Origin of the sequence: Kitasatospora sp. NPDC005748 (assembly GCF_040630735.1) — a bacterium.
GTDB lineage: Bacteria > Actinomycetota > Actinomycetes > Streptomycetales > Streptomycetaceae > Kitasatospora.
The window spans coordinates 54,791-80,053 of the sequence record NZ_JBEXYD010000024.1; the positions used below are offsets into that span (position 1 = coordinate 54,791).

A 25,263-nucleotide genomic window follows, 5' to 3' on the forward strand; every position below is an offset into this window, starting at 1 on the left:
TGCTCACCGTGCACCGGCCGCCGGTGCACGCCCTTACCTGACCCTCCGGAGTCCAAGGGGCCGCCTCACGTTCGTTCCGAGGGTGGGAGGAACGCGCTGGGCTCCCCGCTCCACGTCACCCGAAGCGCTTCGCGTGCGCGGGTGCAGGCGACGAACAACAGACAGCGTTCACGCAGCAAGTCGGACTGGTGCTGCAGCGGATCGACATCGGCAGGGGTGATCTCCCGGGGGAAGGGCACGGCATCGGTCGAGGCGCCGAGCACTGCGACGGCCCGGAACTCCAGCCCCTTCATGGAGTGCATCGTCGCCAGCCGCACTCCGGGATCACCGGTCAGGGCCTGTCCCTTGACACGGGCGATCGGCACCCCGGCCGCCTTCAGCTTCTCCTCGGCCTTGTCCAGGGCCAGGTTGAAGCGGGCGCAGACGCCGATCTCACCGGGCACGATGCCGGCCGCGATCCATCGCTCGACCTGTGCGACGAGTGCCATCACCTCCTGCTGCCGGTTCGCGTAGCCGTGCGTCTCCGGCCGACGGCCGTGCAGCAGTGAGCGGTAGCCGGCCAGGGAGTCGGTGCCGTCGCCTTCCAGGGCGTCGACCGTCACCGGGGCGAGCAGCCTCGCCGACCAGGCCAGGATCTCCTCGGTGGAGCGGTAGTTGACGCGCAGCCGGAAACTGCGGCCCGAGGTCTGGATGCCGAGGGAGGCGAGTGTGACGCGCGAATCGTAGATGCGCTGGTGCGGGTCGCCGGTGAGGAACAGGTCGTCCGGGCCGGCGGCGACGGACGCACGCAGTACCCGCCACTGGGCCGGGTGCAGGTCCTGGGCCTCGTCGACGACGACGTGCCGGTATGCCGGCCCCTGCTCGGAGAGCAGGTCGGCGGCTCGGGCGCAGATGCCCAGGTGGGTGGTCTCGCCGCGATCGCGCAGGATCTGTTCGAAGAGCTCGACGCCCTGCCACAGCAGCTTGCGCCGGCCCGGACCCAGCCCGGTACCCCGTCCGTTGCGGGAGGCCGCGAGGTAGGAGTCGAGGTCGTGCAGGTTCTGACCCAGCACGACGTGGCGGTACTCCTGTGCGAGGAACCGCTCGGTGAACGGCAGGTCGAGTCGCTTGGCGACCCTGCCCCACAGCTGCTGCTGTTCCCGGTCACCGATCGGCTGCGGTACGCGCGAGTCCCGACCACGCACGATCCCGTTGGCGTAGGCGTCGACCGTGGTGACGTCGACCCGTCCGAGCAGTGCCTCGTCGTGGTCGAGGAGGAGGTCGAGGTTGTCCCGCAGGCCGGAGGCGAGCGCGTTGGTGTACGTCGCGAGCAGGATCCGACTGTCGGCGGAGCGTCCCAGCAGGTGCTTGACGCGGTGCAGTGCGGCGACCGTCTTGCCCGTGCCCGGACCTCCGGTGACCTGGACCGGTCCGCCGTAGGAGGTACGGAAGGCGACGCGCCGCTGGGACGGGTGCAGGAAGACCCGCCAAGCGGCGAACGGCTTCTCCAGAACCTCCGCCAGCTCCTCCGCCCCGGTGACGATCCGGATGCGCGCCGAGGTGTTCGCGATGACGGTGGCCAGGTCCTCGACCGGCTCGGACGGGGCGTCGGCCGGACGGCGCACCGCGACGACGTCCCGGTAGACATCCTCCGGGGTGAAGCCCTCCGCGAGGTACTGCAGCACTTCCAGCTGGTCCTCCGGGAGCAGCGTGGCGAACGCCTCCAACTGCGCCTTGTCCGCGATGGAGCGCACGGCGCGCAAGACCTGGTCGTCGACGCCCAGGTCGCGCAGCGTCCCGTCGGACACCTTCTCGAAAAGCAGCTCGGGTGCTCGGCGGGCCGCTTCCTCGTACATCGGGGTCAGCTGGTCGATGGCGACGGCGTTGCGGACCTCCAGGGCGCGGGTGGCGGTGTTCGCGCTGTAGAGCCGCTTCGCCGCCCAGGAGTACGCGTCGTCGTGCGGCAGGACGTTGACGAGCAGGAAGACGTCGCTGCCGTCGTCCGGCGCGAGGACGACACCGCGCCAGAAGCCGGTGATCCGGATGGTCCGCATGCGCGGATCACGGGAGTTCTCCACCGACTCCAGATGAAGGCCCTTGTCGGCGTTGAGTTCGGCGGCGCTCAGGGCCTGGAACTTGGCCATGGCTTTGCGGACGCCGGCGCGGACCGGCTTCTCCAGGGTGTCGTAGCCGTCCCAGAAGCTGTGGGCGAAAGCGAGTCGGGGCATGATCCCTCTCGGTCCGAGTAGTGGTCGTGGCGGTATCGCGGGTGTGCCGTGCTCAGGTGGCCCGTTGTTCGGCGGTCACGACCGCAGTCGGATGGGGACCGCTGCCAGCCGGGCGGCGAGGTCGCGGAAGTCCGCGAGGAGCTCGTCCGGGCCGCGGTTCAGGTCGAGGGCGTGCTGATGGAGCCGGATGCCCTGGCCCTGCGGGCCGGCGGAGCCGCGCACCTCGTGGACGTGCCCGTCCGTACGGCCCGCCGCGTACACGAGGTGCCCTTCGTCCAGCCCGAGGACGGTGCAGTAGGCGAGGACCTGGTACAGGTCGGCGCTCGGGTAGCCCGCGGTCTTCTCCGTCTTGTACTTGGCGTCGACGACGCCGACCGGAGTGCGCCCGTCGGCCGCGTACGCGACCAGGTCGGGGCGGATCCGGATGCGCCCGACGGTGTCCAGGTGGTGCCGGTCCTGCAGACGGGCGGTGAGTCCGTGCTCGCGGACGGCCTCGCGCAGCGCGCCGGTGACGAAGTCCTCGAAGAGGGCGTTCATGTCGAACAGGAAGCCGTCCAACCGGAGGTCGCCGGGCCGGTGCTCGGGTGAGGCTCCGGCCAGGATGACCTCGGCCAGCCGGAGAGCGGGCTGGTAGCGGGCATTGAGGCGCGACGGCTGCCAGGCCGGAAGGGCGTGCCCGCGCACCAGCGGCTCCGCGTCGACGAGGCGCACGCGGTGATGCGCCAAACGCCGCCGTACCGGGCCCGGCACGCCGGGCAGCCGCAACAGCGACTCGGCGGCGGCACGGAGGATCCGGTTCTCCGGGATGTCCGCCGTGTACGCGTCGTAGGTGATCTCCACCGGCGGAGTACGGCCGAAGTGCCTTCGGAGCTGCTCCGCCTCGCGGATCCGTCCGCGCACGACCAGCGCGGACTCCTCCACCCGCCGGTAGCCCTGCAGCACGCCCTGCCGCAGCGCCGCGTCGATCTGCCGCTCGACAGCGTGCGCGAGGGCGGGCACCACGTCCTCGTACGCCCCCGCGTCCACGGTGCCGTCCCGCCCGCTCCGCCAGGCCTTTGCCGGGTCGAGGCTGAAGCCGAGGAGGAAGAAGAGCCGGCGTACCGGTGTCTTGGGGGTGATCCGGACGGTGAGTGAGCAGCTGGTCTCCGGCACGCGGAGCCGCACCGCGCCGACCAGGCTCCCGGCCCGCAGCAGCCAGTGGCCGTCTCGGTGAGGGTCCGGTACGGCGCTCTCCAGGACACCCGAGGCGGCCAGCGCCCGTCCGGTGGCGGGGTCCAGCGGCACGGAACGGGCACGGGCGTACTCACGCAGGGCGATGCTCGTACCGGGAGCGTCCTCGGGGTTCACGGCAGGGACTTCCGCAGCGCGTCGAGGCCGTAGCGGGCCTCGATGTCCTCGCCTTCGCCGTAGTGGTGCTCCTCCAGCAGCGGCAGGATCTTCGTCCGCCAGACGCGGCGCAGCCGGTTGTCGGCGTCGATGCCCGGCTTCATCAGGTAGGAGGGGCCTATGGCGAAGTCCGGGTCACCGATCCGCTCGTTGAGGGCGTCGAGGAGCCGGGCCGGCTCCGGGTCCAGCTGTTCGCGCTCCAGCCAGCGGTGCAGCAGGCCCCGGGTGGGCTCGGTGCGCGGGGAGAGCTCGACGAAGGCGAAGCGGCGGCGCATGGCGGCGTCGACGAGGGCGATGGAGCGGTCGGCGGTGTTCATGGTGCCGATGACGAAGAGGTTCGGCGGGAGGGCGAAGTCGTCGCCGGAGTAGGTGAGTCGGACGGACTTCCTGCGGTATTCGAGCAGGAAGTAGAGCTCGCCGAAGACCTTGGCGAGGTTGGCGCGGTTGATCTCGTCGATGATCAGGAAGTGCGGGACGTGCCGGTTGCCCTCGCGCGACGCGAGGTCGGCGAGTTCGCGCAGCGGACCGGCGGTCAGCCGGAAGGCGACGTCGTGGGTCTCCGGGTCCTCGACCGGCCGGAACCCTTCGAAGAAGTCCTCGTAGGCGTAGGACGGGTGGAACTGCACGAGCTTCACCTGCTCGGGCCCACCGCCGAAGTGCTCGGCCAGCTTCATGGCCAGATAGGTCTTGCCGGTGCCGGGCGGCCCGTAGAAGACCAGCTGCCGCTCCTCCAGGAGGAGTTCGCGGACCTCCTCCAGCCAGTCGGTGCCGTCGACGAGAAGTTCGCCGGCGAGGGCTTCGTCGACCGGCGGCAGCGCGAGCTCCTTCGCCTCCTCCGGCGGAAGGTCCACGGCGGGCGCCGAGATCGCCACCGGAGTGCGGAGCCGGACGAGCACGTCCGCGATCGGTGTCAGGTCGACGACGTCGTGCTGGACCGAGAGCTTCTGCTGCACCTCCTCCGGCAGGTTCTCGTACGGAAGGCCCTCCGGCTGCCAGCCGGCCTTCCGCCGCAGGTTGGACAGGCCGCCCGGGGAGTCGGTCTGTTCGGCCGGGCCGTCGATCTCCCCGAGGTGGAGCAGGCCGTCGGCGAGGGTGACGACGGTGTCGCCCACCCGCATCTGCGTCAGGAACGCGTGGATGTCGTCGACCAGGCCGTGCTTCTGGCTGTAGGTGGCGGAACCCTCGTACCCCTCCTCGATGTAACTGCGCAGTGCGCTCTTGGTCGGGTCCGACTCGTCGAGCGGCGGCAGGTGGGCGCCGGAGAGCGAGACGATCCCGTCGGCGAGCCAGAGCCGGCGCACCAGGTTGTGACCGGAGACGTTGGAGCCGCGCACCAGCCACGCCTTGTGCGGCACGCGCCAGCTGCCGGGCAGGTAGTCGGAGAGCGGGTGGCCGTCGGCGGTCCGCCAGGTCTCCGGGCCGCCCGCGTTGTAGCCGAGCACGACGGTGGCGGCCGCCGAGGGCGAGTTGCACTCGATGTCGCGGTTCGCCACCCAGTAGCCGGGGCGGTCGTCCACCAGCGACCAGTCGGACCGAAGCTCGGCGCGCAGTCGGCGGCCGTAGTCGCCCAGCTTGGGCCAGTCGGTCGCGGTCACCGACGAGCCCTCCAGCAGCAGGAACTTGGGCGAGCCGTTGTTGCCGATCGTGTCGAGCAGCCGGCCTCGTGCCACGAGGTCCACGCCGGGCAGCTTGATGCGGAACTCGGGGTGATCCGGGTGGGGCATGGCGAGCCTTTCGTGCGTCGGCCTGGTGGCAGGGTGAAGCCTACGTGTTGACGGTGTCAATCGACGAGAGTCCGGCGCGGGCCCGGTAGTCGATGCCCTGGAGGTGGACCTCGATGCCGAGGTTCTGCAGGGCGCGCGCGGTGTGCAGGAGCGAGATCTTGGAGACGGTGAACAGCGAGTCGGGGGTGAGCGCGGCGCCCGTCTTCAGGGCGATGGCGAAGACCACCCGGCGCGGCTCGAAGCGTCCCGCGGGGAACGAGCGAAATCGCCTCCTGACGGCCGCGACGAAGGCCTCGTTCGCGTCGCTCTCGGCGTGCAGGGCGTCGGCCGACACGTGGCCCTGGACGAACAGATGGCTGAGCGGGCCCGAACCCCTCGCCTGCTTCACGTGAACCAGAGTGCCGTCCGGAGAGACCAGGTCGGCCGCCTCGAAGCCGCGCGGGTGCAGCTTGCAGGTGATCAGCTTCCGGTCCAGACAGGCCCACCCGAGCTTCTGTGCGACGAGTTCGTTGTACCCCTGCTCGTGGGCGTCCTTGAGCCCCCACACAAGGGCCTCGGCCGCCGTCGGCCACGCGGGGAGGCCGTAGTCCGGGGACGCCGCGAACAGCTTGCGCACCTCGGCGTCCACGTACTCCAAGTGGTTCGCGCCGATCTCGTAGCACTTGTTCTGCAGGCGGAGGAAGGAGCTGTTGTCCAGGGAGAACTCCGCCGAGACCCACTTCAGCGCATCCGTGGCCGAACCGACCGGCAGACCGCCGTCGATATCGGTCATCAGCTGGATCCCGACCCTCTTCAGGGTGTCCAGCCGGTCTGCGGCGGGAACGCCGTCCAGAAGGTCCTGGAGGCTGTCGAGCGTCACCTCCTCGGTGAGGAACGGCTTCCTGCCGCAGCGGGGGGACACGCGTGCCGACTGGCTCTCCGCCAGGACATCGAGCAGCGCGGACGGGGGTGCGAGAGTGACGCGCTCCGACGCCGCGGAGCTGTGCAGGGCCCCGGCCAGCCGCTCGTCGAGGGCCTTGATGCGGGGATCGGTCCGGGAGAGACGGCGGACGTAGGAGATCCGCTCGAACCCGGCGTCGGGCTCCCGGTCCAGCCGCGCGCCGATCGCCCGCAGGTCCGAGACGAGGTGCGGACCTTCGAGCGCGAGGCGCACGTTGAGGGAGTCGGAGCCGAGGACGCGCGGGCGGGCCTTCCTGATCCGCGGGTTCCGCTCGGCGCTGAGGCCGATCTCCATGGCCCGGCCGACGACGCGGGTGCAGATCTCGCCGTACTCGTCCAGGTCGAAGGTGCGGATGTGCTGTCCGCGCGCCGTGGAGCTGCGGTCCGTGTACGCGCGGGAGTCCATCCGGGTGTGCGTCAGCTCGCTGACGGTGCCGGGGTCGACCGTGCGCAGGGCGAAGTCCAGGCCGAACGACGGCGTGGTGTACGCGGACTCCAGCAGGAGGTGGCCGGACCCGAAGCAGATCGCGAAGACCCGGTCGTCCACGGGCAGGAGGACGGCCGCCGCCGCGAGGTGGTTCGTCAGGTCAACGGGCTCGCTGACGAGCCGGACCAGGTCTCCCTGCCAGGGCGGCTTCCTTCCCGCGCCGATGACGCCGTACGACGCGACGCCGGGGATGCCGGCGATGGTGATGCTCCTGACCTGGAACCCCTGCTGCTTCTCGTACTCGGCACGCAGGGCGGTACGCAGTTCGGTGGGCGAGGAGCCGACGCCCTGGAGCAGGTAGACGGTCGTCGGCCGGGTCTCGGGAAGGACGTCGAGGTCGAGGGGGAAGGCAAGCTGTCCGCGCATGGGGAACCGCCGATCGCTGGTCGGGAGGCGAGGTGTTAACCAGAGTAGCAGTGAACTCTGTTGGCAATGTTAACAAGCTGGGCTTGGCTGTGCTGTTAATTACTCGCCCGTCCCTACCCCTGTTCGCCCGCCGGGCAGCAGGAAGCCCCCGCTCCGAACGGAGCGGGGGCTGTGCTCGGACTGTCAGACCTCGCCGAACTCGCCGGCCTGGACCGCCGCGACGAAGGCTACGAACGCGGTGGCCGGGAAGACGAGGGCGGGGCCCTGGGGGTCCTTGGAGTCACGGACGGGGACGAAGTCGTCGGCGGCGAAGTTCCGCGCGACCTCGATGCAGTCGCCGCCGTTGCTGCTGTACGAGGACTTGAACCACTGGGGATCGGTGGTCACGGTAGTTCCTTCCTTAGCTGGCGGATCACGGCCACGGACTCAGCCTGGGAAAGGGCGAGGGCCTGCAGCTGATAGTAGGCCGTCAATACCGGGAGCACTGCGTCGCTGTCCCGCTCAAGGTGACCTTGCTGGGCGGACTCCGCGTAGGACATCAAGGAGCGATTCGGGAGCGTCAATACGTTCACCGGGAGGTCGAACGCCCGATCCTCGCCTATGGCGTACGGCGCCAGCTGAACGACGGTGTGCGGCAGCTCGGCGAACGCGACCAGGTGGTCCAGCTGGCCGGCCATGACCGACGGGCCGCCGACCGGCCTGCGGATACAGCTCTCGTCCATGACCACGTGCACCAGTGGTGGTGACTCGCGGCGCAGTTGGGCCTGTCGACCGGCAAGGACCTTGACGCGCTCGTCGGCCTGCTCCGAGGTGATGCTGCCTCGGCGCACTGCCCCAGCGGCGACGGCTGTTGCGTACTCCATGGTCTGGAGCAGGCCTGGCACGATGCCGAGTGTGAAGAGCCTGAGCTCGACGGCGCGGCGCTCATGGGCAACGTACTCCGGGAATCCTTCGAGGAGCGCCGTGTACTTCACGTCACCGGCGTGACGCTTGAACACGCCGTCGGTGCCGAAAGCCAAGTCAAGTTGCTGCGCCAGTCGACGGGTTGGGGGACGTCGACCGGTTTCTACGGCTGATACGTGCGTCGCCGAGTAGCCCGTCGCGCTTGAGAGTTCGTCCTGGGTCCACCCCCGCGCCTCACGTGAACTGCGGAGAAAGGCGCCGAATGCTGCTGCGGGCGACGACTCGGGATCCAGCTCAACCTTGTTCACGGACCAGCTTCCTTACTCTTCGAGCAGGTCTGACACGTTGAAGACTGCTCTGACTGTACGACACAGTAAGTCGCCCTGGGTAGTGAATCGACTACAGAAGGGAGCGGCTGTCATGCCGCGAAAGAAGTCGAGCCCCGCCTACCAGCCCCAAATCGGGGAGATCGCGCGCGACTTGGCCAAGCGAGGATCCGACGGAGGGCTGGCCGAGGGCGTCTACATGGACTGTCTCGCCGGGCTCTACTACCTCCGCGCCGAGGGCGGCGGCTGCGAGTGGACCACCAGACCCGGGAACGTCCAGCGACTGGACGCCCCCCGCTTCGTCACCGTGCAGCACTCGAGCCGGCCGCGTACGGCGGGCTCGGTCGGAGAGGTCGCGTGACGCCCCGACCCGGTTTCATGGCACCGCTGTTGTAAGGGATCGTCGTCGTGCTCAGTGCTCTCGTGGCCCTCGCGGTCGGCTGGCCGCTCCGCAGCGGGCCCGCCGGTCCGTGGCTCCTGGTCGTCGGCCTCGTCTTCGCGGCCGGAGCAATCGGCGCCCTCCCGATCTCGGGAGCCTGATCCCGCGGTTCTCTCCCCTCGCACCTCTCGCTCGCTGGTGCACGGCTGCGCACCGCTCATCCCCTTGGAGGCATCACGATGTTCACGCTGCCCAGTCTCCTGACCGACCCGCCCGGCCGGCGACTCGGCCACCAGGCCCTCATCCTCAACCGGGACGGCGCCGTCCTCCTGATCGGCACCACCTACAAGGAAGGCCTGCTGCTCCCCGGAGGCAGTGCCGAACGCAACGAACTCCCGCACCTCGCCGCCCGGCGACACATCGAGACGGAGACGGGCCTCGTCCTGCCGCTGGCCCGCGTCCTGGCCGTGGACTACGTGACCATGCAGCTCCTGCCCGAGGGCATGAACCTCGTCTACTGGGGCGGCCGACTCGTCCCGACCCAGGAGGAGATCGTCAGACGCCACCGGCCACCGGCGGAGATTGTCGAACTCCGCTGGGTCCACCGCGCCGAGTTCGCCGACGTGATGGAGGCCGACCAGCACCGTCGGGTGGAACACGCGCTGGATGCTCTCGGGCGGGGCGCCCACCTGCCCATGCTCCTGCGGGGCGTCCCGGCGGCGTAGGGCGCGGACGTCACCTGCCCGCCTGGTGAACAACGCCAGGCGGGCAGGGTCGCTCGCGGTTACGCGTCAGCCGCGGGGTGGCGGGGCCCCTGCCCCGGCGGCGGATTGAGCGTGGACCGGTAGGTGCCGGCCTCGCCTTCGATGAGCGGGTTCTCCAGCGTCAGCCCGGCGGCGGCCATCCGGTCGTACTCGGCGAGGACCAGGCGCTTGGTGCGGTACTCGCCGTATTTGGCGATCTCGTTGTTCTTCAGGCCCCCCGACTCCGTCTGGAATGACTCCAGGATGTAGTCGGTGTCCTCGCGGGAGATTCCGTATAGGTGGAAGAAATACGCGTCCAGTTCGCCGCGCAGCTGAGCACGGCGGTTCTCGTCCCACCGGAACGGTTCGCCCTCATCACCCAAGTCGCGGGCAAGTGGAACCATGTCGTAGGCGGTGTAGACGAGTTCGAGAACGCGGGAGAGAAGGGAGGGAACGTGACGTTCGAGATTATCGGGAGTAGGGACAGGTAGCTGTTTCCAGACGAAGAGCCCCATGCTGGTGCCGCCAATTTTTTGGCGGCTGATGAAGTCGAAGATTAGGGATGACTGAGTGGCGATCAACGAGGCCACCAATCGGGGGGTAACACGGGGCATCATCAGGGGGAACTTATGGCCAACGGCTGTTCTTGGAAGAAAGGCGGGAATGGCTGTTCGCTCGTTGGTTGAGGCGGTGACATCGCACCAGCCGCAGAGCCACCTGTGGTCCCATTTTTCCTCGGCTAGACGCAGTTCGATCCCCTTGACCTTAACGTCCTTGTTGTTGCGTCGTGTGGGGATAGTTCCGTCCTGCTGGATCCAGTTGAGGGGCAAGGCAAGTCGCGCGGGGTCCTGATGCGCTTCGGTAGACAGGTATTTGGGCTGATTCTGGCGGTTGACAGCAGTTGGGCTCTTGATGACGTCGGCGGCACGATGGTTGAAGAAGTCGACCATCTTTGCCTCATACAGGGGAAGCATCAGTGCTCCGTCCCGCTCGAAGACATTGCCTCGCAGCTCCCACCCATCGGCTTCGAGCCGCTCACGGCTGCGGAAGAGGTCGGAGTCGTCAGTCATGTCGAAGAGACGTTTGAAGCTCATACCCCACGGGTTGCCGTTCCTACGCCCCTCGTTCCATAGCACCGGCACGCGACGGTAGATATTGGCTGTGATGTCTGCGTCGCGTTGTGTCCGAAACACCGGGAGGGTGCCTGTGTTCGGGTTGATCCGGGCCAAGTCTTCCGGGTCGAGGACGAAAACTCGATCGGCGTCTTCCAGGTCCGTAACGTCGGACAGGAAGAAACCGACGCGGCTGGTATCCGCCCGCGCGGCGCGGCCGGTAAGGGAGAACAAGCAAAACTTGTAGCGAGAGTCGACGCTCTCGAACCACTTGCCGCCCGTGGGCAGCGCTGGCGACTTCGGGCGACGGTTCTCGAAGTCGTACAGCGACGCCAGAGCTCCCCGCCGTGTGAAGTCACCAAAAAGGTACTGGGAGCTCGCACCAGTGGCGACCGCCGTAGGAAGGATTAGGCCGAACCTGCCATTGGCTGCAACCACGCTCGCCATCCGTTCGGCAAACAGCGTGTCAGTCTGAAGCGAGTTAACGCCCTTGACCGTCAGTCCCTTTGCGCACAGCGGGAAAACATCTGAGTCTCCTGCGAAATGGAACGTCCCCTTGACCGCGCGCCGCGCCTCCCGGTACCGCATGCTAGCTTCCGGGTTTTCCTGCTCCCACTCGACGATGCGGGTCCGACGGGCAGTTCCCGCGATCTCCGCGATCTCGGGGTTGACTACGCTGAAGTACTTCTTGTCCTCGAAGTCGACCTTGTCCCATGGTGGATTTCCCACCACACAAGAGAATCCGCCGGCCCAGCCCGACACCGGGTCGACCGCACCTACGTCTTTCTGTGTGTCGCCGATCTCCGGGACGGTGAAGATCTCCGGAAACTCCAGGTGCCAGTGGAAGAAGGTGTACTGGTTCCGCAGGTGAATGATCTCGTCATGCGTCGACTGCGGTGCCGCGTCGCCCTCGGGGTCCTCAAGACTGCGGAACACCTTGTGAGTGATGGCCGGCGGTGCGTCCTCGTGCTTGACCCAGACGAAAGCCGCGCACCAGGCGTCCGCCAAGTGCAAGGCGCGCAAGTACGCGGTCGAGGTTGACCATTCCTGGTAAGCCTCTTCCTTGCGGCGGATGTCGGAAAGGTCGGCGGCCGGGGCCGCAGTGATCCGCCGCAGCCCGCGGGCGAAGGAGGCGTTGGCAACCTTCGTCTCTGTCTCGACCTCGAACAGTTCGCCCTGATGCCCGCGCTCGAGCGAGTTCCGCTTGAGCAGCGAGGTTGCCCAGGCATCGTCGTCGCCCTCGGTCTTCTTGAACGCCTTGTCCGGGATGCCGTCCCGCATCAGCGCTGGGGTCGCCCCGATCAGGCCGTTGCCATGCTTGATGTGCGAGTCGAGGAAGCCGAGGGGTCGACCCGGCTCCATGGCCTCCAACCATAGCGAAACCTTGGCGAGTTCGACTGCCAGGGGGTTAAGGTCCACGCCGTACACGCAGCGCTCGACGACCTCATGCAGGGCATGGCGTACGGCGTCGGTCGTGGGTTCGGGGTTGCGCTCGCGGACTGCGGCGACACGCTTGGCGATACGGCGGGCAGCCGCGACGAGGAAGTGGCCCGATCCGCATGCTGGGTCGCAGACCGTCAGGGAGAGGAGTTCTGCAACGATTGTGTCGGCCGGGTCTGTACGGCCCTCGGCGTTCGCGCGCTGCTCTCCGCGCTTGACGGCATTGTCTATCACCGGGTTAAGCGTTGAGTCGAGCAGGGTTTCGGTGAGTGCGGCTGGCGTGTAGTAGCTGCCGGTCTTCTTGCGGTCGTTGCCGATGCGGTCGACCAGTTCGAAGGTGCGGTCGGCGGCGCTGTGCTTCGGGACGAGTTCCAACAGGGCCTCGTACACCGAGCCCAGTTCCTCGGCGCCCATGTGCAGGTAGTCGACTGGACGCCAACGCGCGGAGCCCGCGTCACGCACCCGGGCCAGATGCTTGACCGCCTCGAAAAGGTGGCGGTTGGCCAGCCGCGCGTCGCGCAAGGGTTCGTCGGCCGGTGTGTCGTTGAACAGGCCGCCGAGCCCTTTCAGGCCCAGCTCGGGGAGGCCCTCCTCGGAACTCAGCGCGTTGATCAACAGCTCCAGGACGCGGTACTGGTCGTCGTGGGCGGTGCCCAGGCGAAGCAGGGCCTTGCGGCGGAGCCGGGCCGTGGAGAAGTAGCGGGCGAAGCGTTCGCGGATCTGTACGCTCGCCTCGGGATCCAGCAGGGCGCCCCGGTCCTCGGCGACGAAGAGGAAGATCATCCGGTAGACGAGACGTAGCAGCGCCGTCTGCATGGCCTGGACGTCCAGATGCTCGCGGAGCTTGTGATTCTGTGGGTGGCTCAGGAACCCAGTTCCGAGGGCGGTGAGGGCCGCCTGGACGCCGTCACGAAAGTGGTCGAGCGCCCGGCTGCCGGATTCGATGGCGACCGTCCGCCATTTCTCCAGCCAGCACCCCGAAGCCGCCGTCCCCTCCGCCACCGCGAACCGGGAGGCGTGCAGTACGCAGTACAGCAGCACGAACTCGCTGAACAGCTCGCCGTCGAACAATGCCTCCAGGTCGAACTCGACGTACGCAGCAGTCGCAAAGGACGACGAGTCGCGCAGCAACCGCAGGCGGCGACCATTGGTGAGTAGGGCCCACTGGTGGGCCTCGGTGCGGTTGAGGCAGTCCTGGAGCATGGACTGCGCCGGCATCTGCCCCGCCGCGGCCCGCGTGTCCAACTCCTGGTTCCACGGGATCTGGTGGATCAGAGCCGGGCCGTGCCGGTGGCTGACCGGGAACCGCTGCCCGCCGTCGGAGTCGGCGACGATGCCCTCCGCACCAACCGGCGTCAGCGCGCCGAAGTCGAGCTTGCGGAACAGCTGCGCCAGCCAGTCCGTCCCCGCCCGCCCCGTCGGGTCGGCGGCCGGTGTGCCCGTGATCGGGTCCGAGGGCAGGGCCGTACGCAGCTCGCGCCAGAGCGGCTTCAGGTACTCCCAGGCCCGCTCGGCCTCGTCCCGCACCGGCACCGAGGCGGGCAGACCGTAGTCGGCGGGCTTGGTGCCCGGCAGGTTCCTGGCCTCGGCGATGCGCAGCAGCATGTCGGTGGGCAGCAGGCCGCCGACGGTGGTCACGGCGGTGAAGACCTGGGCGGTGCGGGTGGCGGCGGACATCAGGCGACGGCTCCAGCGGACGGGGCGGCGGCGGGCGCCGGGGTGGCGGGCAGGTAGACGTACGCGCCGAGGATGTCGGCGTCCTCCTGGGGGACGACCTTCAGGCCGCGGACGATCTCGTCGCCGGCCTTGCGGACCCGCCGGTGCGAGGCGTCGAGTTCGGCGGCGAGGTGCTTGCCGTACTCCTTCAGGTGGTCCGTCAGTTCGTCCTTGCCGTCCAGCGTCCGGACGATCTGGTTGCGGGCCAGCTGCGGGTTGGTGTTGTCCGAGGCGCGCGCCGACAGCAGCTCGGCCGCGGCTTGGTCGTCGAGCCAGCGGGCCCGGGCCGGCATGCCCTCGAAGGCGAGCAGCCGCGCGTCCTCAGCGACCACCTGCTTCTCGCCCGTGCGCGAGGGCAGGGTGAGGTGGAAGCGGTACCGGACGAGCAGCAGCGTGGTGCGGACACTCACCGCGTCCGTGGTGAGTACGCCGCACCGACGGGCCGGCCGGGGGCCGGGGGTGTTGGCGTCGAGGGCGGAGTCGAGGACGTAGGAGGCGACCGCTGCGACGGCCGGGTCGGTGCGGACGAGGGCCGCCTCGCCGCGCGCGATCGCCGGATCGGTGCGGAACGGGATCTGGCGGTCCTCCTCGACGATGCGCCCGCCGAGGGTGGCGGCGAGCGCATCGCGCAGCCCGGCCGGGGTGCCGCCGACCTGCGCGGTGAAGTCGCCGGTGCCGTCCCGGGGGTCGCGGACCAGCGCGTCCAGTCCGTGCAGCGCGGCGAGCGTGAACTCGCGGACCTCCTCCGCCCCACCGAGCGCCGCCCGGACGGCGGCGACCTCGCGGGCGACCTCCTCGGGGTGGATGGACCGCTGGGCGTACTTGGAGCGGGAGGTCTTCTCGCGTTCGGCGGCGGAGTTCCACTCCCGTTCGGCCTTGTCGAAGGACTGCTGGGCGGCAGGCATGTCGAACAGGCTGTCCTGGACGCCCTGCCGGCCGTGGAGCAGCAGCCACTCGACGATGGCGTCGGTGACGCCGGACGCGGTCTCGTCGGGTACGGACACGGAGATGCCGAGGTCCTTCTGGATCTGCCGGTGCTTGGCGAACAGCACCTCCAGCACCTTGCCGTCGATGCCGTTGTCCTCGCCGAACATGGTGATGACGCGGACCTGGTCGCGCTTCTGCCCGTACCGGTCGACGCGGCCTTCGCGCTGGTCGTGGCGGGTCGGGTTCCAGGCCAGGTCGTAGTGGACGACGGCGTCGAAGTGGTGCTGGAGGTTGACGCCCTCCGAGAGGCAGTCGGTGGCGATCAGCACGCGGCGGGTGGCCGGGTCGTCGGCGTCCTCGGCGGCGAGTTCCTCGATGCGCTCCAGTCGCTGCTGCGGGGAGATGGTGCCGGTGACGGCGGCCACCTTCGCCTTGCGGCCGAGGGCTCCGGACAGCTCCTCGGCGAGGTACTCGGCGGTCGGGATGTAGCGGCAGAAGACGATCGGGTGGTAGCCGTCCGCGAGGAGCGACTTGAGGTGCTTGACCAGCGCCTTCAGCTTCGCGTCCTGCTGCGTGCCCTCCAGGGCCTTGGCCCGCTCGGCCAGTTCGAGCAGCCGGGCGCCGGCGTCCTCGGTCTCACCGGCGCCGGGGGCGACGTCCAGGCCTTCGAGGGTGTCGCTGTCGGCGGCGTCGCTGTTCAGCGGCGCGCCCAGCACGTCCGCCTCCTGGGCGGTCCGTGCGGTGGCGGAGGCCGAGCGGGTCCGCAGCGTCTGGGCGGCGGCCCGGGGGGAGGAGACCATCGAGCGCAGCAGCGCGATCACCGACCACCAGGCGATCCGTGCCTCGCGCTTGCCCTCGCTGCCGGCGGCCCGGACGCGGTCGCCCGCGTAGGCGATCGCGTCGTCGAGCAGTGCCCGGTAGCCGGGGGCGAGCTTGTACGGCTCGTCCTTCGTCCAGCGGTCGGAGGGGAAGGCGGTGCGCTCGGCGAGCGAGTCGTCGGCGAGGCCGTCCTCCTTGGTGAGGTAGCTGCGGACGTCCGCGCGCTTGCGGGCGATGAAGTGCTCGGCGAGCCGGGCCCGGCCGGCCGGGTTGTCCAGGTCCAGCTCGGCCAGCTCGGGTTTGACCAGGCCGAGCAGGTTGCGGAACGCGGACTCCTTGCCGGAGTGCGGGGTCGCGGTGAGCAGCAGCAGGTGCCGCTCGGGGTCGGCGGCCACGCGCTGCAGCAGCTCGTAGCGGAGCTGGTTGGCGCCGGACTTGGTGCCGGCGTGGGCGTCGTCGGCGGCGACGCAGGTGTGCGCCTCGTCGACGATGACCAGGTCGGGGCAGTGGCGGACGAAGTCCTCACGGTGGCGGGTGGACTTGATGAAGTCGGTGGAGATGATCGTGTACGGGTGCTTCTTGAAGAGCGACTGGCCGAGCTCCAGATCGCGCTCCAGCCGGGAGACCGTGGAGGAGAGCACCAGTTCGGCGTCGATGCCGAACTTCTCCCGCAGCTCGCCCTGCCACTGTTCGGCCAGCGCGGGGGAGCAGAGCACGGCCAGCCGGCTCGCCTCGCCCTGGGCCAGCAGTTCCTTGGCGATGAGCCCGGCTTCGATCGTCTTGCCGATGCCCACGTCGTCCGAGACCAGCAGCCGGACGGTGCGCTGGCGCAGCGCCATGAGCAGTGGCACCAGCTGGTAGGCGCGCGGCTCGACCGCGATGGAGGCGAGCGAGCGGAACGGCCCGGCGCCGGAGCGGAATCCGATGCGCAGCGCGGTGCGCAGCAGACCGGCGGCGTACTGGTCGCCCAGATCGTCCGCGCCCGGGTCGGCGAACACGGCCTGCTCGACATTCTCGAAGGCCGGGAAGACGGCGGCGATGTCGTCGTCGCTGCCGCCCAGCGGGCGCAGTACGAGCAGGTCGGCGGCGCTCTCGGGCAGCACCACCCATTCCCGGCCGCGGGCGGTCACCAGCGAGCCGGCCGTGTACGTGGGGCTCATGAAGTGTCTCGGTTCCTCAGTTGTCTTCGATCAGTGGCTTCGACGCCGGGGTTGCCGGCAGGGGTGGGTCAGCGGGTGCGGAAGTAGCCGGCGTTCTTCTCGACGAGAGTGTCCCAGTCCGCCCCGGCGGGGAATCGCAGGACGTCCCACCCGTTGTCCTCCAGCCGGCCCACCGCGTCGGCGTCGCGGGTGGCGTCGTCGCTGTGGAAGGGACCGTCGACGAACACGGCCACGCTGCCGCCGTCGACGCGGAAGATCAGGTCGGGGCGGGCCGCGGCCTCCGGGACGAAGGCCGTCACCTCGTCCGGCAGACGGTGTCCCTTGGCCTTGAGCCAGCCGAGGAGGTCACCGGCCGCGACCAGCCCGGCGAGGTCGGCTTCCATCGGTGTGACGGCCATCGGCGGAGCGACGGTCGCCGACGGCTCGGCGCTGCCGTCCGCGCCGCTGTCCGTGTCAGCAGCCGACCGATCGGCCGCCAGGCGGTGGAACTGCTCGGTGCGCGACTCCCCGCGAGCGGTCCGCTCGGTCTCGGCGGTCGCGAGCCGCAGCAGCAGCGGACCGGCCGCGTGCCGGCTGAGCTTCTGGTGGTGGGTCTGGTTCCCGTACGTCAGGAGGCACTCGTAGCAGCCGCGGGCGCACTCCCGGCCCTCCTCCGGGCCGCCCCGGTCGACGCCGTGCTCGTCGAAGTGGCAGATGTCCAGGGCGGTGCGGGCGGCCTTGGCGAGCGCGTGGCGGTCGTGCTGGAGCCGGCGCAGTACACCGGCGCCGCCCTCCGCCGCCTCGGTGAAGAGGATCCGGCGGCGCGGTCCGTCGTCCGGCGGCAGGAGTTCGGCGGTCAGTTCGGCGTCCTCCAGCTCGAAGGCGGCCTCGATGCCCCGCTCCAGCGCGTACATGAACGACAGTGCGATCGGCTCGGGCAGGGCCTCGTCGAGGGTGACGACGAGGATGTTCCGCCGGTCCTGGACGTAGGGCAGGACCCGCTTCTTGCGGCGCTTCTCGTTGCCGTCCTCGTCGGCGACCGGCATGCCGGTGCCCTCGATGGCGTCCGCCGCGGCCTTGTCGTTGAGCCAGCGGCCGTCGCCGAGGTCGAGCCAGTAGCCGTCCGGCTCGTTCTCCTTGTCGCGGACCCGGCCCAGGTTGGTGATGCGGACGGTGGCGGAGTCGCCATAGTCCAGGGTGAGGACCGGGGTGTGGTCGGCGTCGCTGACGTGCGAGGTGAGACGGCCCTTGCGGATGCCGTGGTCCTGGAACGCGTAGGACGTCTCCAGGCGGAAGCCGGCCCGGCGCCGCTCCTCCTCGTCCGAGGAGATCCGCTCGCGGGGGGTGGTGTACACGGTGTGCAGCTGCAGCAGGTTGCTGCGCTTGGTGGGCAGCGGCTCCTTGCACATCTCGCAGCGGTTGCTGCCGACCTGCACCTCGTGGTGGTAGCCGCAGTCGCCGCAGCGCCTGGACTCGGCCGTCGCCAAGTCGCCGGAGGCGTCCGGCGGGAGCTGGATCCGGGTGACCTGGTACCGGGCACCTTCGTGGTAGATCAGCGCGCCGGGGCCGAACTCGCGGATCGCCAGGAAGCGCGGGCGCTGGAGGTAGTCGCCGTCGCTGTTGCGGCGGCTGCCGGAACGCGGGATGTAGGCGGCCAGCGGCAGGCGCGGGAAACTGTAGCCGGGCAGGAAGCCCTCGGAGGCGAGGTAGCGGTACGGGTTGAAGTCGCTCATGACCGACTTGGCGTCGGTGGAGCGGTTCAGCAGCAGGTCGCGCTGCGTCTCGGCCTCGCGGCGGCGCGAACGGGCGCGCGACTGTTCGCCGTTGCTCAGGGTGGTGTCGACGACCCGCCGGTTCTGCTCGTACTGGTCGAGCACGGCGGCGCGGAACAGCTCCCGCCACCGTTCGAACGCTTCGTCGAAGGTGGCGGGAGCCTTCGTGACCTGGTCCTCGATCCAGGTGTCGTACCACCAGGTGGTGTCCGCGAAGTCGGCGATCAGCGGTGAGAGCACGGTCCGGGCGGCCGCGACGGTCCGGAGCCGGGCGTCCTCGTCGAGGGACTGGTCGCGGATGTCGGGGCGCAGCGGCAGCGGCATCTCGGGGTCGGGGCGTTCCACCCCGTCGGGGTCGTAGGTGACGTCGATGACGTCCGGGACGGCGCGGCCCAGCCGCATGGCCGTTTCGGCCAGCCAGATCCCTTGCAGGTGGGAGCGGACAAGGTCCTCGTTGGCCAGGTCCAGGCGCGGCGGGGCGACCTGCCCGGCGACCATCGCCTGCGAGTGGCGGAAGTAGTACTGGTCGTGGCTGTTGCCCGTCGCGCAGTAGGTGGTGACCAGCGCGGGCTGCCCGGACCGGCCGGCCCGGCCCGAGCGCTGGGCGTAGTTGGCGGGCGTGGGCGGCACGTTGCGCATCATGACGGCGTTGAGCGAGGAGATGTCCACGCCCAGCTCCATCGTGGGCGAGCAGTACAGCAGCGGCAGGGCGGCGGTGCGGAAGTCCTTCTCGCGCTGCTCGCGCTCCTCCGGGGTGACCTGTGCGGTGTGCTCGCGGGCGAACAGCCCGGCGAGGCCGGCTGCCGCGTCCTGGTAGAGGCGGCGGAAGAAGGGGTTGACGCGCGGACCCTCACCCCTGCTGTAGGTGCGGGTCAGCGGGTCGATGGCTCCCGTCTCACCGGTACCCGCCCGCCAGACCAGCGCGGCCGCGGACACCCGGTAGCCGGTCCGCTTCTCGGCGGGGCGACGCCGGAAGACCGGGCCGGAGGTCTCGGGAACGACCTCCACCTCGCGTACGAGCTCCTTCGCGCAGAGCACCTTCAGCAGGTCCTCGATGACCTTCTGGAGCCCGGTCACGTCGAGGGCGCGGAACGCCGGCGCCGTGCGCTTGAGGTACTTGCCGAACTTGCCGCGTGCGGACAGGAACAGCGCGGTGCGCTCCATGCCCGGCTTGGACGCGGTCGGGTAGGCGGTGCCGATGCCGGGCTTGTCGCTCTCCGCCAGCACCCAGGGGCCGGTCAGCCGCTCCTCGCTGGCGCGCTGCAGGCTGTCGAAGTCGTCGCGGAAGTACTGGACGTCGATGGCGAGGGCCCGGCGCAGGTAGTCGAGCAGGGCGCGGGCCACCTCGGCGCGCAGGGCCGGCTCGGCCTCGCGCAGGGTCTCGTGCGCCCCGTTCCAGTCCTCCTGGTGCGCGGCGATCCAGTCGAGGTCCTCGTAGTCGATGCGGAGCAGGCCGGTCTGCTCCAGGTTGGGCATGGTGATGCGCCAGCCGCGTTCCAAGTCCCGGTAGAGGCGGTAGCCGACGACGTCGCGGAAGGTCTTGGTGGCCCGCCGCTCCAGCCCGGGCGCCATGTCCGGATTGCCGGTGTACTCGCGCGGGGCGAGCCCCATGACGTCGGTGACCGCCTGCGCGAGGTCGTCGTGGCGCAGCCCCTCCTCCCCGGCCTGCAGCGCGGCCCGGTACAGGGCCCCGCGCAACTGGGTGACCTGGGCGAAGTCGTTGAAGTGGCCGGCCTGGAGGGAGGCGTCCTGCCGGTTGTCGACGAAGGTGAGCAGCTTGCGGGCCTCCACGGAGAGGATCTCCTCCGGCACGGCGCGCAGCGACTTCACGATGGACGCGGAGATCACGGACGTCGCCGAGGAGCGGCCCTCCTGGTCGAGGGTCGCCAGCTTCGCGAAGTCCCGGCCGCGGGTCTGCTCGTAGGAGATCTGGCAGTGCAGGCAGAACAGGAACGGGGCGGGCACGAACGCCGCGACCACACCCTCGCCCGACTCGCCGCCGTGCGGGTCGACGACGACGCGCTGCGGGACCCGCGGCCGGTAGGACTTCTTCACCACGGTGGCGCCGTTGGCGTCCGGCTCCAGCCACGACTCGGGGAGCCGGCGGTCGTCGACCGCGCGCTGCGGATCGGCCGGCCACTCGTAGTCCTCGCCCGGCACGCCGATGTAGAGGTAGCCCTCGCCCGCGCGACCGCCGGAAGCGGAGGTGTCGCGCCGGGGCTCGTAGCGGACCGCGCCGTCCTCGGTGGTGCGCCACACCGTGACGTACTCCTGGCCGCACTCGCGGCAGAACGCCAGCGGGAAGAGCGGCCGGCCGGCGCCCCCGCTGCCGGCGGCCAGCTCCAGCTGGTAGGTGCGGGTCAGCGGGCGGGTGAGCGGGTCCTCCAGAGTGGTGTAGACGGTGTCGCCCTTGGACAGGAACTGGTGCAGGCGGAACGCGAACAGCGGCCGTTCGGTCACCGGGTGCTTGGCCTGCGAGCCGGCCTCCAGCGTCGCCCTGATCGCCTCCCGGACGGTTTCCTCCGGGATCCCGGACACCGCGGTGAGTTCGGCCGCCGCTTCCTCGATCTTGCCGGGGGGACGGCGGCGCAGACGGCCGGTCCCGTCCTCGCGCTCCAACCCGAACCGTGACTCGATCCAGCGGGCCAACGGGTCCTTGGTCAGTGCCTCGTACCCGCGGGGTGCGGCGACGGCTCGCAGCCGCTCCGCCGGGACGGTCGCGGGCGGCTCCTCGGTGGCGCGGACGAGCGTCTCGCCGATCACCCGCCCCGGCAGCACGGTCGTGCCGAAGAGCCGGCCGGCGACCTTGGCGACCTCCCGCCGCTGGTCCTCCCAGCTGCCCTCCGTCGACATGGTCGCGGACGTGCCGATGCACTGGAGCGTGCTTGAGACCCGGCAGGCCTCGCGGACCCGGCGGATCAGCAGGGCGACGTCGGCGCCCTGTCGGCCGCGGTAGGTGTGCAGCTCGTCGAAGACCAGGAACTGGAGGCCCTCGGCCATGCGGATCAGGCTCGTCCGGTCGTCGGGCCGGGTGAGCATCAGCTCCAGCATCACGTAGTTGGTGAGCAGGATGTCCGGGGGGTTCTTGCGCAGTTCCGCGCGCTGCTCCTCGCTCTCCTGGCCGGTGTAGCGGGCGAAGGTGACCGGCTCGTTGCCCTTGCCGAATCCGTACCGCAGGTACTTCTTCAGCTCCTGGCGCTGGGAGTTGGCGAGCGCGTTCATCGGGTAGACGACGATCGCGCGCACCCGCCCGGGCGCGCCCGGCCGCTCGGTCGCACGCTCCTTGAGCACCCGGTCGACGATCGGGACGATGTAGGAGAGGGACTTGCCGGAGCCGGTGCCCGTGGTGAGCACGTAGGAGTCACCGGCCTGCGCGGCGTCGATCGCCTCGCGCTGATGGCGGTGGAAGGTGAGCGGCCGGCCGTCGGGGCGTGGGGAGGTCTTCTTCTTGTCCGCCTGGAAGATCTCGGCGCACTTCGGGTCGAGGATGTCGTCCCGGACGAGGTCGGTGACCTGGCCTCCGTCCGCGAAGAAGGGATTGAGGGAGAGCCACGGGGCGGGCCACTGCGACTTGTCCGCCAGATCGTCCTCGATGAAGCCGGCGATCCGGCTGTCCCGGACGACGGCGGCACCCTTGGTGAAGCGCTCGTACTCGTCGATCAGGGTCTTGTGGATGCCGAAGACGTCCATCGCGTCCGACCTCCGGCGCGGCGGGCGCGGGACCGGCACGGGGGCGGCCGGCGCGGGCTCGGGGAAGTCGGCGCGCAGCCGTTCGACCGGGTCCATCGCGGTCCAGTGCGGGGCGAGCAGAGCGGAGGTCTCGTCCGGGGCCAGGGCGAGCGGGACCAGCGCCTCGCGGACCAGGGTGGCGTTCTCCGGCCGGTTGGCCTGGTCCTTCTCCAGGAGCCGGGAGACGAGCCGCACCAGCTCGGGCGGAAGGTCCGGGCGGACGACCGTGAGCGACGGCGGAGCGTCGTGCTGGTGCTGCGCGGCGAGGCCGAAGGGTGTCGTGGCGGCGAAGGGCGGCTTGCCGATCAGCAGCTCGTACAGGATGCAGCCCAGCGCGTACAGGTCGGCGGGTGCCGTCACCAGCTCGGCCCGGAACTGCTCCGGAGCCATGTAGCGGGCGGTGCCGACGCCCACCCCGGTGCTGGTGAGCCGCGTCCGGTCGGGGTCGTCGACGATCCGGCCCATGCCGAAGTCGAGGATCTTGACCGTGCCGTCGTGGGTGAGCATCACGTTGGCGGGCTTGAGATCACGGTGGACGATGCCGGCCGCGTGCGCCGAGGCCAGGCCCGCCGCGATCTGCGCGGCGATGGCGGCGGCCCAGGAGACCGGGAGCTGGGGCTCCTCCTCGATCAGGTCGTCGAGCGGGCTCCCGTCGAGCAGCTCCATCACCAGGTACGGCAGGCTCCCGCCGCCGGCCGGAGTGTCCACACCTCCGGCGACGAGCCGGGTCAGATTGGGGTGGCGGGGGGAGAGGCGGCGCATGATGTCCACCTCGCGGCGGAACCGTTCGACGTCCTTGTTGTCCTGGGACGCGTCGATCGCGAGGCCGGTCCGGCTGCGCAGGATGGTCTTCAGGGCGACCTCCCGGCCCGCAGCGCCCTCCGGGGCTTCGAGGTCGATCGCCCGGTGGACCTCACCCATGTTGCCGCGGCCGACGGGCCCCACAACGCTGAACCTGTTCGCGACCGTCCCCAGACCCACTGGCGCTCCCCTGCCTGATGCGTTTCGTCTCGTCGTACGTCGTGCCTCGTGCGCGGCAGGCGGACATCCTGCTGCCGCCAGCCTACTGGACGACATGTGCACACAATCAAGAATGCGTTGACTGTGTCAACTTATTTGCATCCGGAGAAGTCCAGCTGCTCCGCACACCATCGGCACCGATGGAGAGAGGGATCATTGCGTGAGTGATGTCAACACACCAGTGCCCCCCTGTGAATGTGGGCGGCTGCGTGTACGGTGGCGGCCATGGAAGACCCAGCCGTGCCCCGACCGGTCCCCCACGACACACAGCCGGCCACGCTGGTCACCAGTGCCGAGATCGCCCGCCTCGCAGGCGTCACCCGAGCCGCGGTCTCCAACTGGCGGCGGCGCTACGAGGACTTCCCGCCGGCCGCGGCCGGAAGTGCTTCCAGCCCGCTCTTCGACTGGCCCGCCGTACAGGAATGGCTACGTCGACGCGACCGGCACCAGGACGTCTCCCTGGAGGTCCAGACCTGGCAGGCGCTGCGCGCCGCCTACGGCGATGCCACGGTCGCCGCCGTCGCCGCCGCGGCGAGGCACCTGGCGCGGCTACGTTCCTCCAGGACGGCCACCGCGGACGTGGACCAACCGATGCCCGCCGCGGCGCGGGCCCTGCTGGACCGGTTCGCCGAGGAGTCGGATCCGAACACCGCGCTGCGCGCGCTCACCGACCGGATGGCCGACTCCGCCCGTCGTACCGGGTCCGACCAGGTCACCTCCCCACTCATCGTCCAGGCGGTCGGCCACTTCGCTCCGGAACCCCGGCCGGGCTCGACCGTGTTCGATCCGGCATGCGGGATCGGGGCCCTGCTCCTCGCGCCCGGATCCGGCCGCGATCTCGTCCGAATCGGCCAGGACAGTGACGCCGACGCGGTGGACATCGTCCTCGCCCGCTCCTCGCTCGCCGACTACGGTGATGTCCGGATCGCGCACGGCGACTCCCTGCGGGCCGACCGCCACCCGGGGCTCGCCGCCGACCTGGTGCTCTGTGACCCACCGGTCGCCGCCGGGGACTGGGGCCGGGACGAGCTCCTGCTCGACCACCGGTGGGAGTTCGGCACTCCGTCCCGCGCGGAGGGCGAACTCGCCTGGCTCCAGCACGCGTACGCGCACACCGCACCGGGCGGCCATGTGCTCATGGTGATGCCGGCCTCGGTCGCCTACCGGAAAGCCGGCCGGCGGATCCGTGCCGAGCTTGTCCGCCGCGGCATCGTCCGCCAGGTCGTGGCCCTGCCCGGCGGGGTCGCCTCCGGTCACGTCCTGCCGATCCACCTCTGGACCCTGCGACGGCCGGAGGAGGGCGAGCCGCGTCCCGACAGCGTCCGCCTGATCGACCTGACCGAGAACAAGCCCGGCGGCCCGCTGCGGCCGACCGACGCACAGGTCGTCGATGTTCCACTGGTCGATCTGCTCGACGATGTCGTCGACCTCACCCCTGCCGTGCACCTGCCCACTGTCCGGCGCGACCTCGCCCACGAGTACGAACAGGCACGTTCCGACCTCGCCGACGCCCTTGCGGGGCTGCAGAGCCGGCTGCCCGAGCTGCGCCGCGGCGACGGTGCGGACCTGTGGGACGGAGCCACCGTCACCGTCTCCGACCTCATCCGGGCCGGTCTCGTCGAACTGCAGGACGGCGAGCCCCGCGTGGTCGGCGGCCAGGTCGACCCCGAGTACCTCGACGGGTTCCTCCGCGCCGGTTCCAACGTCCGCCGCTCCACGTCCCAGAGCGGCTCCTACCGCCTCGACGTCAAGGGCGCCCGCATTCCCCAACGCGAACTTCCCGTCCAGCGGCGCTACGGCGCCTCGTTTCGTGCGCTGCTCGACATGGAGCGGGAGGCCGTACGGGTGGCCGAAGCCGCGCAGAAGCTCGCCGACATCGCCCGTGAGGGCTTGGGCAGCGGAAACCTGGAGCCCGGCGACGGGTGAGGACTGACCCTTCGCGCGGTTCCGGTCCCGTACCGACCGCCGCTCGGCGGCGGCCACCGGGCCGGCCATGATGCCAACGCGGGGTCGTGTGAGCGTCGGAGTGTGCCCTGTGGATCCCGCGCCGGATTCGTCCGGGGTGCGGCCCGGGTCGGGCCGCACCCCGGCTTTGGTGCGACGGCACGGGGCTCCGGCCGGGTGTGGGT

Annotated in this window: 13 protein-coding genes; 4 read left to right on the forward strand and 9 right to left on the reverse strand. The window is 70.2% G+C overall.

Going from position 1 to position 25,263, the window contains the following annotated elements:
* Nucleotides 1-65: 65 nt before the first annotated feature.
* The 6 genes from ABZ495_RS19145 to ABZ495_RS19170 all read right to left on the reverse strand — a co-directional run bounded on the left by ABZ495_RS19145 (nt 66) and on the right by ABZ495_RS19170 (nt 8,320).
* Nucleotides 66-2,207: a UvrD-helicase domain-containing protein gene (locus ABZ495_RS19145; protein ID WP_359837028.1), complete on the reverse strand. Its 2,142-nt coding sequence runs from the start codon at nt 2,205-2,207 to the stop codon at nt 66-68.
* A 75-nt stretch (nt 2,208-2,282) separates the two neighbouring features.
* Nucleotides 2,283-3,554: a restriction endonuclease gene (locus ABZ495_RS19150; protein ID WP_359837030.1), complete on the reverse strand. Its 1,272-nt coding sequence runs from the start codon at nt 3,552-3,554 to the stop codon at nt 2,283-2,285.
* A complete protein-coding gene (locus tag ABZ495_RS19155) occupies nt 3,551-5,317 on the reverse strand; it encodes a DUF4357 domain-containing protein (protein ID WP_359837032.1) in 1,767 nt (588 codons plus the stop codon). Before ABZ495_RS19155 ends, ABZ495_RS19150 begins: the two co-directional genes overlap by 4 nt.
* Nucleotides 5,318-5,357: 40 nt before the next feature.
* On the reverse strand, nt 5,358-7,109 hold the full coding sequence (locus ABZ495_RS19160; RefSeq protein WP_359837034.1) for a DUF6119 family protein: 1,752 nt from the start codon (nt 7,107-7,109) through the stop codon (nt 5,358-5,360).
* A 183-nt stretch (nt 7,110-7,292) separates the two neighbouring features.
* Complete coding sequence (locus tag ABZ495_RS19165; RefSeq protein ID WP_359837036.1) at nt 7,293-7,496, reverse strand: DUF397 domain-containing protein; 204 nt, start codon at nt 7,494-7,496, stop codon at nt 7,293-7,295.
* Nucleotides 7,493-8,320: a helix-turn-helix transcriptional regulator gene (locus ABZ495_RS19170; protein ID WP_359837038.1), complete on the reverse strand. Its 828-nt coding sequence runs from the start codon at nt 8,318-8,320 to the stop codon at nt 7,493-7,495. Before ABZ495_RS19170 ends, ABZ495_RS19165 begins: the two co-directional genes overlap by 4 nt.
* A gap of 112 nt (nt 8,321-8,432) precedes the next feature.
* Here ABZ495_RS19170 and ABZ495_RS19175 point away from each other — a divergent pair, with 112 nt between their 5' ends.
* The 3 genes from ABZ495_RS19175 (at nt 8,433) to ABZ495_RS19185 (ending at nt 9,442) form a co-directional block, all read left to right on the forward strand.
* Nucleotides 8,433-8,699 carry a hypothetical protein gene (locus ABZ495_RS19175; RefSeq protein ID WP_359837041.1) on the forward strand — a complete coding sequence of 89 codons (267 nt, stop codon included), beginning with the start codon at nt 8,433-8,435 and terminating at the stop codon, nt 8,697-8,699.
* A 47-nt stretch (nt 8,700-8,746) separates the two neighbouring features.
* On the forward strand, nt 8,747-8,878 hold the full coding sequence (locus ABZ495_RS19180) for a hypothetical protein (RefSeq protein ID WP_359837043.1): 132 nt from the start codon (nt 8,747-8,749) through the stop codon (nt 8,876-8,878).
* 78 nt (nt 8,879-8,956) lie between these two features.
* Complete coding sequence (locus tag ABZ495_RS19185; RefSeq protein ID WP_359837044.1) at nt 8,957-9,442, forward strand: NUDIX domain-containing protein; 486 nt, start codon at nt 8,957-8,959, stop codon at nt 9,440-9,442.
* Nucleotides 9,443-9,501: 59 nt separating this feature from the next.
* Here ABZ495_RS19185 and ABZ495_RS19190 read toward each other — a convergent pair whose 3' ends face one another.
* The 3 genes from ABZ495_RS19190 to ABZ495_RS19200 form a co-directional block, all read right to left on the reverse strand.
* A complete protein-coding gene (locus ABZ495_RS19190; protein ID WP_359837046.1) occupies nt 9,502-13,689 on the reverse strand; it encodes a DNA methyltransferase in 4,188 nt (1,395 codons plus the stop codon).
* The gene (locus tag ABZ495_RS19195; protein ID WP_359837048.1) at nt 13,689-16,634 is read right to left on the reverse strand and encodes a DEAD/DEAH box helicase; all 2,946 of its coding nucleotides are present in this window, start codon (nt 16,632-16,634) and stop codon (nt 13,689-13,691) included. The genes ABZ495_RS19190 and ABZ495_RS19195 overlap by 1 nt, the downstream gene beginning before the upstream one ends.
* A 68-nt stretch (nt 16,635-16,702) precedes the next feature.
* Complete coding sequence (locus ABZ495_RS19200) at nt 16,703-23,059, reverse strand: protein kinase (RefSeq protein WP_359837051.1); 6,357 nt, start codon at nt 23,057-23,059, stop codon at nt 16,703-16,705.
* Between the two features lie 300 nt (nt 23,060-23,359).
* Between ABZ495_RS19200 and ABZ495_RS19205 the strand changes: the two genes are divergently transcribed.
* Entirely contained in the window at nt 23,360-25,060 is a 1,701-nt protein-coding gene (locus ABZ495_RS19205; RefSeq protein ID WP_359837052.1) for an N-6 DNA methylase, read from the forward strand.
* The last annotated feature ends 203 nt before the right edge of the window (nt 25,061-25,263 follow it).

Excerpts from the sequence above, each read along its gene's own strand:
- ABZ495_RS19205 (WP_359837052.1), top strand. The coding sequence starts at position 23,360 with ATGGAAGACCCAGCCGTGCCCCGACCGGTCCCCCACGACACACAGCCG.
- ABZ495_RS19145 (WP_359837028.1), bottom strand. The coding sequence starts at position 2,207 with ATGCCCCGACTCGCTTTCGCCCACAGCTTCTGGGACGGCTACGACACC.
- ABZ495_RS19190 (WP_359837046.1), bottom strand. The coding sequence starts at position 13,689 with ATGTCCGCCGCCACCCGCACCGCCCAGGTCTTCACCGCCGTGACCACC.
- ABZ495_RS19160 (WP_359837034.1), bottom strand. The coding sequence starts at position 7,109 with ATGCGCGGACAGCTTGCCTTCCCCCTCGACCTCGACGTCCTTCCCGAG.
- ABZ495_RS19155 (WP_359837032.1), bottom strand. The coding sequence starts at position 5,317 with ATGCCCCACCCGGATCACCCCGAGTTCCGCATCAAGCTGCCCGGCGTG.
- ABZ495_RS19185 (WP_359837044.1), top strand. The coding sequence starts at position 8,957 with ATGTTCACGCTGCCCAGTCTCCTGACCGACCCGCCCGGCCGGCGACTC.
- ABZ495_RS19175 (WP_359837041.1), top strand. The coding sequence starts at position 8,433 with ATGCCGCGAAAGAAGTCGAGCCCCGCCTACCAGCCCCAAATCGGGGAG.
- ABZ495_RS19195 (WP_359837048.1), bottom strand. The coding sequence starts at position 16,634 with ATGAGCCCCACGTACACGGCCGGCTCGCTGGTGACCGCCCGCGGCCGG.